11 protein-coding genes and 3 pseudogenes are annotated in these 14,085 nt (G+C 53.8%); 10 read left to right on the top strand and 4 right to left on the bottom strand.

What is annotated here, in order from left to right:
• Positions 1-21 precede the first annotated feature (21 nt).
• The 6 genes from A6F49_RS15675 (at position 22) to A6F49_RS17530 (ending at position 7,814) form a co-directional block, all read left to right on the top strand.
• Positions 22-438 carry a RidA family protein gene (locus A6F49_RS15675; protein ID WP_067605864.1) on the top strand — a complete coding sequence of 139 codons (417 nt, stop codon included), beginning with the start codon at positions 22-24 and terminating at the stop codon, positions 436-438.
• A 113-nt stretch (positions 439-551) separates the two neighbouring features.
• Positions 552-2,009 (top strand): purine-cytosine permease family protein, encoded by a 1,458-nt coding sequence (locus A6F49_RS15680; RefSeq protein WP_043055512.1) that lies wholly within the window; start codon positions 552-554, stop codon positions 2,007-2,009.
• Between the two features lie 104 nt (positions 2,010-2,113).
• Positions 2,114-2,971: a fumarylacetoacetate hydrolase family protein gene (locus A6F49_RS15685; RefSeq protein WP_052499950.1), complete on the top strand. Its 858-nt coding sequence runs from the start codon at positions 2,114-2,116 to the stop codon at positions 2,969-2,971.
• Between the two features lie 287 nt (positions 2,972-3,258).
• A complete protein-coding gene (locus tag A6F49_RS15690; RefSeq protein WP_043055511.1) occupies positions 3,259-4,206 on the top strand; it encodes a LysR family transcriptional regulator in 948 nt (315 codons plus the stop codon).
• 835 nt (positions 4,207-5,041) lie between these two features.
• On the top strand, positions 5,042-6,856 hold the full coding sequence (locus A6F49_RS15695) for a sulfatase-like hydrolase/transferase (RefSeq protein WP_043055510.1): 1,815 nt from the start codon (positions 5,042-5,044) through the stop codon (positions 6,854-6,856).
• Positions 6,849-7,814: a formylglycine-generating enzyme family protein gene (locus tag A6F49_RS17530; protein ID WP_082911855.1), complete on the top strand. Its 966-nt coding sequence runs from the start codon at positions 6,849-6,851 to the stop codon at positions 7,812-7,814. Before A6F49_RS15695 ends, A6F49_RS17530 begins: the two co-directional genes overlap by 8 nt.
• Before the next feature lie 299 nt (positions 7,815-8,113).
• On the opposite strand, the gene A6F49_RS18655 is transcribed toward A6F49_RS17530, so the two are convergent.
• Positions 8,114-8,236 (bottom strand): hypothetical protein, encoded by a 123-nt coding sequence (locus A6F49_RS18655; RefSeq protein WP_268751230.1) that lies wholly within the window; start codon positions 8,234-8,236, stop codon positions 8,114-8,116.
• A 173-nt stretch (positions 8,237-8,409) separates the two neighbouring features.
• Here A6F49_RS18655 and A6F49_RS18940 point away from each other — a divergent pair.
• The 4 genes and pseudogenes from A6F49_RS18940 (at position 8,410) to A6F49_RS15715 (ending at position 11,989) form a co-directional block, all read left to right on the top strand.
• Positions 8,410-9,480 (top strand): annotated as a pseudogene (locus A6F49_RS18940) (IS1595 family transposase).
• Positions 9,481-9,541: 61 nt separating this feature from the next.
• Positions 9,542-10,023, top strand: a pseudogene (locus tag A6F49_RS18550) (IS5/IS1182 family transposase); the annotation flags it as partial.
• A gap of 1,199 nt (positions 10,024-11,222) precedes the next feature.
• The gene (locus A6F49_RS18180; RefSeq protein ID WP_161485836.1) at positions 11,223-11,375 is read left to right on the top strand and encodes a hypothetical protein; all 153 of its coding nucleotides are present in this window, start codon (positions 11,223-11,225) and stop codon (positions 11,373-11,375) included.
• Positions 11,376-11,431: 56 nt separating this feature from the next.
• On the top strand, positions 11,432-11,989 hold the full coding sequence (locus A6F49_RS15715; RefSeq protein WP_082911856.1) for a flavin reductase family protein: 558 nt from the start codon (positions 11,432-11,434) through the stop codon (positions 11,987-11,989).
• A 280-nt stretch (positions 11,990-12,269) separates the two neighbouring features.
• On the opposite strand, the gene A6F49_RS17540 is transcribed toward A6F49_RS15715, so the two are convergent.
• The 3 genes and pseudogenes from A6F49_RS17540 to A6F49_RS17885 all read right to left on the bottom strand — a co-directional run.
• Complete coding sequence (locus tag A6F49_RS17540; RefSeq protein ID WP_052499946.1) at positions 12,270-12,584, bottom strand: hypothetical protein; 315 nt, start codon at positions 12,582-12,584, stop codon at positions 12,270-12,272.
• 64 nt (positions 12,585-12,648) lie between these two features.
• Positions 12,649-13,908: an MFS transporter gene (locus A6F49_RS15725; RefSeq protein ID WP_043055509.1), complete on the bottom strand. Its 1,260-nt coding sequence runs from the start codon at positions 13,906-13,908 to the stop codon at positions 12,649-12,651.
• A 40-nt stretch (positions 13,909-13,948) separates the two neighbouring features.
• Positions 13,949-14,085, bottom strand: a pseudogene (locus A6F49_RS17885) (ISL3 family transposase); the annotation flags it as partial.

Here is a 14,085-nt window from a genome sequence, read left to right on the forward strand (position 1 = left end):
TCTGCGAGGACAAGGAAAATAATGCTTGAAACTACTGTGAAAAAACAGCGCCACTACGCCGACACGGTTGCTGAACCGGCTGCCGGTATGTGGTCAAACTGCCTGCGCGTCGGTGACCAGATTTTCATTGCGGGCCTGACCTCCCGCGGGCTCGACGGCAAAACCATTCTTGGTGACAACGAATACGAACAAGCCAAAGTGATCTTTCAAAAAATCAAAGATCTCGTTGAAACTGCCGGTGCCGTCATGGACGACGTCGTGAAGCTCACACTGTATGTGACCGACATCAAAAACAACGAGGGCGTCTGGAAAGCACGTCAGGAATTCTTCACCGGAGACTTCCCAGCCGCTGCCCTGGTTGAAGTCTCTGCGCTAGCCGATCCAAAGATTCTAGTAGAAATCGAAGCTATCGCAGTAGCAGGCTGCAGTAGCAACTAATCGTCGATGGAACGTTGGGGCGCCGAGATCAACTGGCGCCCCAACGACCGCAGCCAGGTAGACGCTGACTGCATCGACTCTTCATGGCTTTGTCCTTCAGAAAAGGATTTAAAATGACCACCTCTAAAATCACCCAAACATCAATTTCCGATTCTTTAGCTGATGCTGCCGAAGACCACGCGCTCGTCAGTGTCCCGGAACATGACCGCCAAAGCGGATGGCGACTCGCCCTTAGCCCGGTGAGCGTCGCAACCGCCTTGGTTATTTTTGCCATGGCCGGGTTCACGGTCGTACTGGCTGGTTTTTCCATTGGACTGTTTGTCGGACTCCTGATCGCAGTCCTGGCATTTACGCTCAGTAAAGCCTTGGGCAATATGGCCTTTGCAACCGGCGTGTCCAGTACCATCACATCGCGGTTTTTCGGATTCGGACTCCGCGGCTCTTCCATTGGATCGATCATCTTTGCCTTCATGATCCTAGGCTTTTTGGCGATAGAGTCTGCTCTGTTATACGAGGGTACGTTGTTGATGTTGGACCTCGACGATACCTGGACCACCAGAATCGTCATCTATGGATTGCTGACCTTATTGTGGATCAGCCTGGCCATTTTCGGACTCAAGATCGCGCTAAACGCCAGTGGTTTCATGACCATCATCACCTTGCTGGTTACCGTCTACCTGATCGTCCAAATCTATGTCATCCAGGGGGCTAACCCCATGGAAGTCTTGACCTACGATGGTGTCGTTCCCGGCGGATTCGTACCAAAATTTGAAGCAGCCTTCGGAGTCATGGGAGCAACTGCAGGCACCATCGCACTGGTCACCACCGACTTTGCACGGTATGCCCGCAGTCGCAAAGACGTCACCATCCTGTCGCTGGCCGGACCAATAGTACAAAACCTGCTGATGGTCGTGCTGGGTGCACTGGTGATGATCGGCGGAATGCCTGCCGTCATCGACTACATCCTGGCACGCAACGCCGGGATGTCTCCGGGAGAAGCCGCAGAAGCCGGTAGCACGTTCATCATGGAAAACACCGGTGCGTTCTTCGTCATTTTTGCCGGCTGGATCGGATTCATCACTATCTACGCCTCCCAAGCCAAAGCCCAAGCCATCAACGCCTACTCCGGCTCGCTGTCACTGGTCAACCTCATTGATGCCCTGACCGGCTGGAAACCAGGACGGGCCAGCATGGTGGTGGCAGGAAACATTATCGCCCTGCTGATGATTGCCGGCGGCATTCTTGGGCACTTCACCCAATATCTGGCATACCTCGGCACCATGACCTTTACGATGTGCGGCATCATGATCGCCGACTACTACTTTGTCCGCCGCGCCAAATACACCCGGGCTACGCACAAAATTGAAAACTGGAACTGGGCGGGACTGCTGACCATGGCACTGTCCTCAGCCGTTGGTTTCATTCTCATGGCAACCGGCGTCTGGGCCCTGGGGTTCCTCGCCAGCCTGGCGTTATCGCTGATCATCTACCCGGTCTTGCGCAGGATGTTGCCGGAAGGAACTTGGACAAAATTTGCCTCCGAAGAGCAGGCGCTGGAAGAAGCTGCCTAGTTGGCGGCCCACCGGGCCCGCTCCGTCCAACTGGGCGTTGCAGTTGTAGCGCCCAGTTGGACACCCCGAAATAGACCTCATTGACAGAAAGAAGACGAGATACCGTGAAACTTGCCACGTTGAACCAAAACGGGTCTACCATTACTGCCCGGCTTGATGGCGACACCGATGACGGAACCTACACTGAAATTTCCGGCTACACCAACGTGGGTAAACTTCTGAAAGACCCTGCATGGCGCAGTATTGCCGAAGCTGCCGATGGCACCCAACATCACGTGCTCGACGCCCAGCTGGCAACGATTGTGCCAAATCCATCAAAGATATTCTGCATAGGCTTGAACTACACGGAACACATTCAGGAAATGGGCCGCGAGCTCCCAGAATACCCGACCGTCTTCGCGAAGTTTGCGGATACTCTGACTGGCCCGCGTGATGATGTTGTAGCCATTGCCGAAGATCAGGAACTCGATTGGGAGGGCGAGCTTGTCGCCATCATCGGCAAGACTGCCTACAAGGTGTCTGAAGAAGAAGCTGCTGATTATATTGCCGGCTTTTCTATCGCGAACGATATTTCGATGCGGGGGTGGCAGGCACGCACTCAAGAATGGTTACAGGGCAAGGTCTGGGCGAACTCCACGCCGGTTGGTCCGGTCTTGGTGACCGCAGATGAGTTTGACAGCGATTCAGCGGTTCTGAAGACCAAGGTCAATGAGAAGGTCATGCAAGAACATCCCATCTCCGACTTGTTGTTTAATCCGGCCCAGCTGGTGTCGTACCTGTCGACCATTGTGCCTTTGCGGCCGGGCGATATGATCCTGACCGGAACTCCCGGCGGAGTTGGCAAGGGGCACAACCCACCAATCTTCCTGGAGTCCGGCGACTTTGTAGAAGTCGCCGTCGATGGGATTGGGCAACTGAAAAACAACATAGTGGAACCACACGAGGTTGCTCGCGCCCTCTAAGGCGAAGAGACCTCACCCTCCCGCAAGAATCGCCGAGGGTTGTCCAGTCACTCTCCGGTGGATGGGTAACATTTGGTGTTCGCGGTCGGACGGCGTTTCAACACTGCATCCGCCGTCCGGCCGGCATCACTAATAGAGGCGCAGAACCGGAATATTAGAGGCAAGCACACAGTTGAGATTGATACCACTTCTGATGCAGGAAATCACATGTGATTAATACGTCGATGGCCGTCTTCACCCAGCAGAACTCGATTCAAGAGTTTTTAGTACATCCATGAGGGGACACAATGGAATTCCGTCATCTTAGTTACTTTCAGGCAATCGTGGCAGCCGGATCGGTATCAGGTGCTGCTAAAGAACTTGGCATGTCGCAGCCCCCACTGAGCGCAACGATTACAAAGCTTGAAAACGAGCTTGGGGTAAAATTACTGAAGCGCACTTCACAGGGGGTGGAGCCCACTGCAGCGGGTCTGCATCTGTTGGAACGCGGCCAGCGGTTGATAGCAGAGCGTGAGCAACTGACACATACGCTTTCGTTAATGGGCAAAGGCAAGGTTGGCGAACTCCGATTAGGTGTGGAACCCATGGTGATCAACGAAATTATTGCCGATGCGCTCGCTGAAATCACCCTGGATACACCTCAAGTGCGTATTCGCATGGTGGATTTGGAGCCCGAAGAGGTTTTGACTCGGCTGAAAAAGGGGGAGCTTGATCTAGCTTGCGTGCCCTTTAGTCGTGCACAGTTCGCTGTAACCGCATTGAACGGCTTGACGCTCTTGCCAGTGGTTTCTATCCCACTGAAAATTGCCGTTCCCAGTTCGCGAGCAAAAGAGCATCACCCATTGGATCACGGGTGGGGCAGATGGATTCTGCCCCGAAAGCTCCGCTCCTTCACCGGTATGCCAGAAATCGTGAAAGAGCGTCTGAAAGACGATGAAACCTTTGAAGTGCTAGAAGTCTCTACCCCACAAAGCGCTATGCCACTTGTCAGTGCCGGGGTCGGGGTAGCGCCAACCACGCAACGCATTGCGGCCCAATGGAAGGGGGTTGCTGCGCTGGATGCTCCGGCGTGGTTACCACCCATGCAGGCCACGCTTATTTGGCGTAGTGGGATCGAAATGACGCCGACCATGCGACGGTTCGTTGACACGATCAAACAAATCGGGGCTGTGCGCAAGGGTGCACTTGGCCCACCCTCGCGTGGGGGCGCGACGAACCTAATCACTCTGGGATAGGGCGTACAAACAGCTAGGAAGAACGACTACCAGCGTCTGCTGAACCTTGGGAAATTGGTCGTATAGTCTCTGCATATCCGTCTCCGAAAGCTGCGCTGTCGTGGGGTCTTTTGCGCGGTGGGAGCAGCATGGTGTCAAGTTATTCTCTTAGCAGTTTCGTTCTCAAGCAAGTGGATCACTTGTATCAGGAGCTCACAACCGCGCCGGGTGAGGTCCGTTGAGAAGTCAGATTACAGACCTCAGCCTTAACTAACAGAAGACTATGAGTAAACCATTCATGCTCAAAAATTTTGATTAGAAACGACATACTCTCATTGAAACAGTGCCAAACGGTTAAGCAGCAAATAGGCGCGCGGTCGACATGGTTCGCAACTATTTGATTTTTGGTTCGATAGAGAGCTATGTAACTTTCGCACTATTTCCAAGCGTTGTACAGCGTATTGCAGTGTAGGTGGTGCGGCTTCCGTGGATAGTGGGCGTTGCGAAGTTTTGAACGAATGTGTTCATGAAAAGTCATGCGAAAACTCCTGCTTATAAACCGCTATAAGTCAATAGATTTTATTAATTACGCTGTTAAAGCCGGACCTCAAGCTGACTCATTAAGTTGAACCGTGATCGAAAGCACACGCAGAGGGATGAAGTTATCGATTGCAGCAAGGTCTTCTTGCTCTCCTTCACAGCTCGGTGCGCAATCGGGGTTGATTCTCAGGGCGTTGGATTGCAGATTCTCTAGACTCGAGCGGCTACGAATATGTACCCTCCGAGGGTCTAATTTATCCGATACAAAAATAGAGCCTGTAGCGGGCTCTTTCGCACAAATAGGAAGGATCAATATATGCACACGACGGCGATGAACCGTCCAGTGAGATCAGGGAAAGCTGGAGTTGCGTTGGGAACTTCGCTTTTACTTACTGCTGCTCTCTCCGGGTGTGGAAGCGTAGCTGGCGAAGCCTCGCTAAGCCATGAATCATCAGAGCAGCCAAATATTCTGATGATACTTCTCGATGATTTAGGTTATACCGATCTTGGAGCCTATGGAGGTGAAATAGAGACTCCAAATCTTGATGCTCTCGTCCGAGAAAGCACGCAATTTACCGATTTTCATGCCTATCCTTTATGTGCTCCTAGTCGGGCTGCTTTGATGACTGGACAGGACCCGCACCAGGTGGGTCTTGGATCTATGGAAAACCTCACGCCCCCAGGCGTTCCTCAAAGCACTCCCGGGTACAAAGGGAGTCTTGAAGGGGACTTCACAGGTATTGCGGAATTGCTTGATGAAGTCGGTTACGATACCTATCAAGTAGGAAAGTGGCATCTAGGTGAAGAAGAGGGACAGACACCTCAAGATACCGGCTTCAACGAAAATTTGACACTATACGATGCAGGGGCCTCCTATTTCCCCGATGGGTTAAGACTCTCGCAACGCACCCATGAACCGGAAAACACCGTTATATATGAACGAAACGGCAGCACTCTCGATTCCCTGCCGGATGATTTTTTCGCCACGCGTTCCTACACCGACGAAATGATCGAGATGATAGATCAGAGCGTAACAGCGGAGAATCCCTTTTTCGGGTACCTTGCGTATACTGCGCCACATGACCCCTTGCATGTGGAAGATGAAGAACTGATTGGTAGATATCTAGATATCTACCTTGACAATTATAGTTTTGAAGAGCTTCGAGACGCTCGAATCCAGCAAATGCTGGAACTTGAACTGATAGAAGAGGCTCCTTCAACTCGCTGGATAGCGCAAACACCCGAGTTGGACTCCATAACTGAGAATCAGAAAAAAGACTTGGCCTACCGAATGGCTGTCTATGCCGCAGTTATTCATGAGGCCGATGAACAAATTGGGCGTCTGATTGATTATCTCCAAGATACCGATGTGTATGACGACACATTGATTGTGGTTGCGAGTGATAACGGGGCAGCAGCTAATACTCACGAACTTTATATACGGCCGGGTACAGAAAGGTGGCATAGTAAATTCTACCCGAAAGTCGGCGATATTGAGTCATACGGGCTAGAAGGATCTTTCGTCTCAATCGGGCTCCCGAACGCACAGGTATCGTCAGGGCCCTATTTCCACGCTAAGAATACGCTTTTTGAGGGAGGCAGTCGGGTGCCGGCATTCATCAAAACCCCGGCAACAAACGAGGAATATGAACATCGCGTAGTCGACACCTTTGCGCATATTACTGATTTGTACCCCACATTCGCCGAGTACGGCGGAGCTAATACGAAGCCTGGTGAGAATTTGCTAGGTTATTCAGCCAAATCGTTTCTAGAAGGGACCTCCGACTCCATCGGAGACGATGAGTTTGGTTGGGAGCATTTTGGGCATCGCTCGTATCGCTCTGGGAACTGGAAACTAATTTTCGCTCCCGAACCAATGGGGGGCACAGGTGAGTACTCTCTATATAATTTGGACAAGGACCCGGGTGAAACCAACAACGTAATTGACAGCTATCCTGACATTGCCCATGAATTAGCTGAAAAATGGGACCAATATGCTGAGGACCAGGGAGTGGAGGTAGTTGACTTCGAGGCAGTGAATGCAGCGGCTCCAGAATCCGCGGCAATATCACTCTCGATTGATTGGGCGAATGACATAGAAAAACCAGAGAAGGAAGATAATAATGGGTAGTTGCTGTTTTCCCTCTGGAAAGAGTTCCCTCCCAGCTAGGAGGGATCCGGAACTGATAGCACCTCGAAACTACGGAAGCGCACTAGGTGATTTTTCCAATGGTCCGAGACCAGAGTTTGAAACCATTCCTTCAGGCAAGTTCTGGATGGGGGACCATTGGGACGAGGGATACGCACAAGATGGTGAAGGTCCGGTTCATGAGGTGGAATTAGGCGGATTTTTAATTGGTTCAACCGCTGTAACTAACGAACAGTTTGCCTTTTTCGTGAGGGAGACGGGCTACCAAACCACCGCAGAACAGTATGGGACATCTGCTGTTTTTTACGCAGCCTTTCAAGGTCGACGATCCGATGTAATTAATCGCGTAACTGGCGTTCCATGGTGGCTCACCGTACAAGGTGCAAATTGGCGGCACCCTAACGGACCAGCATCGAGCTTTGAAGGTAAAGATGACCATCCAGTTGTTCATATTTCATGGCAAGATGCATTAGCGTACTGTCACTGGGCGGAGGCCAGACTCCCTACGGAGGCAGAGTGGGAATATGCGGCGCGAGGTGGTTTTGACGCTAAGCGGTTCGCTTGGGGCAACGAATTGCTCTTAAATGGGAAATGGAATTGCAATATATGGCAGGGACATTTTCCTAAAGAGAACGCTGCTGAGGATGGCTATTTAACGACTGCACCAGCGAAAACATACCAACCAAATGGCTACGGCTTGTGGCAGATGACCGGAAATATCTGGGAATGGTGTCAGGACTGGTTCGCAACTGATTACTATTCTTCCGGGCCGCCGGTCTGGGAACCTCAGGGGCCTGACTCGGGTACCCATAGGGTGTTACGGGGTGGGTCTTACCTGTGTCACAGTTCTTACTGTAATCGTTACCGGGTAGCAGCACGATCGAAGAATACCCCAGATTCCACGTCAGGAAATATTGGCTTCCGGGTTGTAGCCAAATGATTGGAGAATCTAGGAGCCGTAAGGGAGATGAGCGGGCTAGCATTGCCCCTGAAGCGAGGGAACCCCTCATGCTCTTCCAACAGAGTGTATTTCGGTTATCATATTTTGATTGTCAAAAAAATGTTTCATTCATGCTGATGAGATACGGTTCGATCCTTGGCCTGATATGAACGCGTGGCCATAGGGGCTCGCTAGTGTGTCATTGATGGGCGTTAAACCAGTACAGGCATCGGGGCCTGCCAAACGTGGATTTGTTCAGAATTCATCGTTTGCCAAGAGCCCCGATGCCTGCTCTTCCATTATTCATCAATCGACCGCATGTGGCACCAATTTGAAGCATTGATCCCACCGGTAATGAGCATCCGTGAGGAAGTCACAGCCCGTGCATCCCAGATCGTGTCGTGTTCCACAAACTGGTCCACGTGCTACCCCCTTCATATAAAAAAGGGGGTATCCATTTGAGTGCCAAAAACTTGGGGCACTATTCATAGGACTCTAACGCCGATCGTGGGATAGTCTGACAGGGAACATAGAGCGTCCCCGCGCTGCGCCAACAGCCGGGGACGTGGACTCACACCAAGAAGGGGTGTCAGTCGTGTCAGACTTTACCGCGAACAGCGCTGATGGTCATCCTGTGGTGGGTGTTGATTACCCAGCAGATCTTGCCCAGTTTCGATCCTGGCTCCCCAGTGACCAAGCCTGTTTAGATTACCTTGATTGGTTGCGCTGGCCGGCAGGGTCTGTCTGCCCGCATTGTGCAGCCGATGCCACCAGTGGTGACAGAGCAGGGCGATATCGTTGTGCAAGGTGCCGCCGACGAGTCTCGGTCACCACCGGCACGATCTTCCACGATACCCGGGCGCCGTTGAGTGTCTGGTTTGAAGCGGCATGGCTGTTGACCGTCAACAAGAACGCCGGCGTCTCAGCTGCCCACTTGCACCAGATCTTACCGATCAATTCCTATCAAACCGCCTGGACGATGCTGGCGAAATTCCACTCCGTGATGAGCTCTGCTAACAGCCAGTTGCTGGCTGGTCACATCGAGCTTGACGAGACGTTTTTTGGTGGCCCCAAAGCCGGTGTCAGAGGCCGCGGCGCGTTGGGTAAGACATGGTTGCCGGTGCCATAGAGGTCACCGAGAGGGGCTGGGGCAGAGCCCGGCCTGGGATCATCCAGGATGCCCAAAGCGCTCACCCTGCGACAATTCATCACCGCCAATATCGAGTCCGGCTCGATAATCGTCGCTGATGGTCTGACCTCATATCCGGCAGCCACCGCCGGATATGTTCACCAGGCAATCAGCGTGACTGCTACTGGGCGGCCTGCTCATGAATCCTTGGCCGCAGTGCACCGGCTCTTTGTGCAAGTCAAACGATAGCTGGAAGGGACCTATCAAGACTCCGGTAGCGCCGGGCATCTGTGTGAATACCTCGATGAGTTCATCTTCCGTTTCAACCGGCGCAACAGCACCTATCGGTGCCTGGTGTTTATGCGACTCTTACACCGTAGCGTGACTGGTGCACCAGTCACCTTTCGGCAGCTCGTCCGTGACTCCCAATCCAAAGCAACGCGGCCTCGCGGTGTCATGGGAAAGAGATCCCAGCTCAACACTCTTGCCCCGCCGACCGTGATGGGGCCCTGGAGAGCACCCAGACAACGGCACTAACAAGCAATCAGCCCCTCATCAGCACCTGACCTACGAATTGGCACTCAAATGGATACCCCTTTATAAAAAGATCAGCGACGCCACTTGCTCAGCCGCCACAATCCGCAGGCACCGCAAGGAGTGGATCGCCGCTGGTCTCTTCGAGACACTAGAGCAGATCTGTCTGGACAACTACGACCGAATCGTTGGCCGTGAACTCGACGGGGTCTGCACCGAGACGTGTTTCGTCAAAGCCCCTTATGGCGACGAAGTTGCTGGTCGATCCCCGGTAGACCGCAGCAAGTACGGCGCCAAGCGCCCGGTAATGACCGACGCGAGTGCCGTCCTCATTGGGGTCGTGGCGGCCCCAGCCAATTGCAACGACTAACCGTTATCGGTGCCCACGTTAGAGCTCTTGTTACGTTTCCATGGCCACCTGCCGGAGCAGCTCACCGTACATCTGGACGCTGGCTAGGATTCTGCCAAAACCCGGGGCCTGTTGACCACCTGGGCCATGACTGGCAGATCAGCACCACAGGTGAGCCTCTACAAGCTGGCGTCCGATAGGTGGTGGAATGCACCAATGCTTAGCACAATCACGGGTTCAGAATCTGCTGATCAACACCGGATGCCGGGCAACTGTCCACGCGGCTTTTATCGCGTTTGCCAACTCGATCGTGATCATTCGACGGCTGGCCCGCCAAGCGTGGACAACCCACCGCTGGCAAACCCGACCGCAACGAATACCCGAACCTATTAACACGCGTTCTAATCGTGTCTGGGTTCGAGGTGCTTGGGGTCGGAATCGCCCGCTTTTCGTTCCGCTCCTTCGTGAAGGGACGGAAGATCAGACCAGTGATTCAGGATTGGGTCCTTTGAGATTTTAGCTGCTGCCTTTAAGCTTGTTGGCGTGTGGCTCGATCATTCGTATTGAAGCTTCGCTTGCGGTTAGGTTTTTTGAGGGCTGGCGGTTTCTCTGCTGGCTGCTGCGAATGCTCTGCAATTTTCTTAGGAAATTTGACCACGCCGGGATCGTGAGAATATTTACTCGCCCCTGGCAGGACTCAACGTACAGCCTATCGAAGGGGCCGCACCCGTGAATTCATCTACCATGCCAGAGAAGGGTCCACACCGCATTTGGCGTGACTGTCGAAAAGAGGGTAAAACCTGTACGTGACATTGGGTGACGCGTGCGAGTGGTCCACGATGTGGCGAGACAGGACATACAAAGCCACCAGACCCCATGTGCACATGTCATGAGACCTCCTGTCCGCGATGTACCGAGCTCACTTCCCAACCCCGTGGACAGGGTGTACCACCAGAGGCCACAAACCGAAGTCTGATCCTAATAACTGCCAGTGTTGGGGCATCCGGGTGCTAAGGAAATCCTCATGGGCTGCGGTGAGGGTGATGCCCGGACGTCTGCGTGTAGTATCCACAGACCCCAATGATGTGAGATACGACACACTTTAGGGTGCTATATCTTTTAGTTTTGCTTCGAGGCGTCCCTGGGGGTGACGGAAAAACTCGCCCACCCAAATTTCTGACTGAATTTTCCGACATTCTTGACTCAAAATCATGCTTGTGGTTCGGCGTTACCCCTTGTCAGGTGAGGTTTTACCTGGTGTGGGTTGGAGTCCGTGCGCGAGGCGGTCGGAAATGTTTTTGGCAGATGAGCTTGCGGCGCCCTTGTATTCCCTGACCCAGTCATGCAGTGTCTCAAATCACACGCAAGCCCCAACGATTTCCTCCGGGAGGTTCCCATGAAAAACCAACTGATTTCCATCTTGTCGGTCTCGGTTCGTCGACTCACCGCCCAGCCTTCGGTCGCGGTTCACGTCAGCGCCTCGAATGCTAATTCAGCATTTGTATCGGAGCCGTGGACCGGTTATCTCCCGGTCATCGTCGCTCGGTGATCTGACAGTCATCCCGAAACCAAATATTTCGTTCACTTTCTATCTAGGAGAATCCCATGACATCCGTCCAGCTTTCCAAACCTCGTAGAACCACCAGCTCGCCAGCAGATTTTGATCCCGGTTTTAACCCCACGGTTCCGTTGGATCCCATCGAACTACGCAACACTCTGGGTCACTTTGCAACCGGCGTCAATGTGCTGACGTACGAGTCCCAGGGCACCAACTATGGGATGACGATCAATTCGTTCACCTCGGTGTCCTTGGACCCAGCCTTGGTGCTTGTTTCCATCGATCGCAGTTCAAAGGCGCTGCCGTATCTGATGGAAAATTTCTTCGCGATCAATGTGATGAGCGAAGACCAGCTCGATGTCGCACTCCAATTTGCTGGAAAGCCCCAAGAGGATCTGGTTATCGACTGGGTTTTCCACGGATTAGCTCCTCGCATTGGTCAAACAGCCGCCTACTTCCAGTGCCGGCCGTGGGAGACTTATGACGGTGGTGACCACGTGCTGATCGTTGCACAGGTTGATGAACTAGGTCAGAATGACGATGCCCAACCGTTATTATTTCACCGAGGCAAATGGGGCGCGCTAGCAGCCTCCGACCGTAAATGACCTTCGAGGAACTCCTCAGGTAAGCAACCGCCATCCTCAGGTGAGGATTCCACCGTTGAACACAGTTATTGGCCTTGCTTCATCTCTTGAAAAGGATGAAGCAAGGCCAGTTTCTTTCTCAGAAGCGTTCGTTTTCGACAGTCGGTCGTGGATCTTCTTTCGATACCCCATCAACCGCCGTCGGCAGGAGCAGCCCACGCTCGGTCGTGACCATCAGCAGAACGAGGATGACAAGCGCAGCGCTTCGCACCCCACGTAGTAGTGCATCGTCGAGCCACCTTCAAACCTGCCTTCGAGTGCCCAATCGCTGTAGAGGGCCAACAGCGGGACGGATAATCGCGGTCGTGATGACCACGAGGCCCAGCGCGATGAAACCGTAGCGCTGCATGCAGTTGAAATTCGGAAGCTCGTAGTAGCGATGGTTGCACCACAGCGAGATGAGTGCCTCGAGGAGTGCGATACCGATGAGGACCTCTACGCTATTCATCGCCAAAAAGACGCGACGGCCGATGCCTAACCCAAGCGGGATGGTGACACCCGAAGCGGTGAAATCTAGCAGCGCTTCGATGAATGATATACCGATGATCAGGCCCAACCAGAGGGCGGACAGAAAGAGGATCAGGACGAGTGCCCCTCGGGGAACATGAGCGTGACGAAAATTATGATCGTTTCTCGTTTCGGCCCCTGCGACGATACAGCATCACGGCCACAACACCACACGCCACATACGATACTCCGACAAACATCCAACCGGCTGTGAATGAGTGGGTGAGGTCCTGAAGCCCGCCCATCACCAGTGGGCCCAGCGCAAATCCGGCGTACATGCCCATTGAGTTGAGCCCCGAGGCTGCGCCAATTTTGCTGCCGGGCACTGCTCGCAGCAGCCCGGCGTTGATCACCACGTTGGCGCCCAGAACAGTCATGCCGTGTAGGGCCGCACCGACCCAGACGAGAACGGTTTGTTGCCACATCGCCGCGCCCAGGAAGGCCAGCACACCGAAGATCGCTCCGAGACTGATCATAATCAACAGTCGCGACGGTTGGGCACCGGCTTGCATCTGGCGGGACCAGGCCAACCGTGAGACGACCCCGATGATTCCGGAGACCGCGGCGGCCACCCCACCCAACACCAATGAGAAGTTCAGCTCTTCGACGGCAAACAGCGGCAGGTAGACGTTGGTAGCTTGCGTGCCCATGCCCGACAGCATCGCAATGACCGCAAAGAAGTAGACGATCGCCGGCATCTTGTCTTTGGTATTCACCGCCGACACTTGGTCGGTCTCGACGGTGACCTCGGGTGGTTCTTCGACCGGTGCCGGGCTGTTGCTGGCGGCGAGCTTCGCCGGGGATGGGACATACTTAAACGAAGCGAACCAGAGCAATACGCAAACCAGCGCCCCACCCAGAGCGGCACCCGTCCAGCCAAGCGCAAGAGCGACCGCAGGGAATAAGAGCCCGGAGAATAACTGTGAGGCTTGGACCCCGGATTGTTTGACGCCGATCCAGCCAGCTTGTTTTTCAACGGGGACCGCGCGGATGATAACCCGGTTGGTGGTGGCGTTCGAGATTGCCTGGGCTGGCCCGGACAGGGCGGCTGCGGCCAACAGCAACCAGTAGCTGTGGGCAAATGCGGCCATAACCAGCGCAACCGCAGTGCCGGTGAAGATAATGGCCATCTGCGCACGGGCGCTGATCTTATCGGCGAGATTGCCCAGCCAGATGCTAGAGATAGCTGCGCTAGCAAAGACCACCGTGACGATCAACCCGAGTTGGCCGGCTGTGATCCCCAGCTGTTCAATGATCAACGCAGAGGAAACGGACACACCATAGTTGAATAGCGGCCCGGCACCCATGGCGCACAAAAGGATGATCAGCAGGCCGGTGGATGCTGACGCAGCAGGGATCTGTTTGAAGGTCACAGTTCATAGGGTAATCCCTTCCGACCGCGTTTAAACAGGCTCATCGTAAAAGTGAGTGTATTTTGTTTCTGAATCCACCGGTGTCCAGCAGTGCTCGGGTGATGTAATGGGCGAGGTTTCTGAAGCCCAGGGCGGTGCCGCGCAGGTGTTCGATTCTGCCGTTGATGGCTTCGGTGG

The sequence above is a fragment of the Enteractinococcus helveticum genome, from assembly GCF_001657475.1.
Taxonomy (GTDB): domain Bacteria; phylum Actinomycetota; class Actinomycetes; order Actinomycetales; family Micrococcaceae; genus Yaniella; species Yaniella helvetica.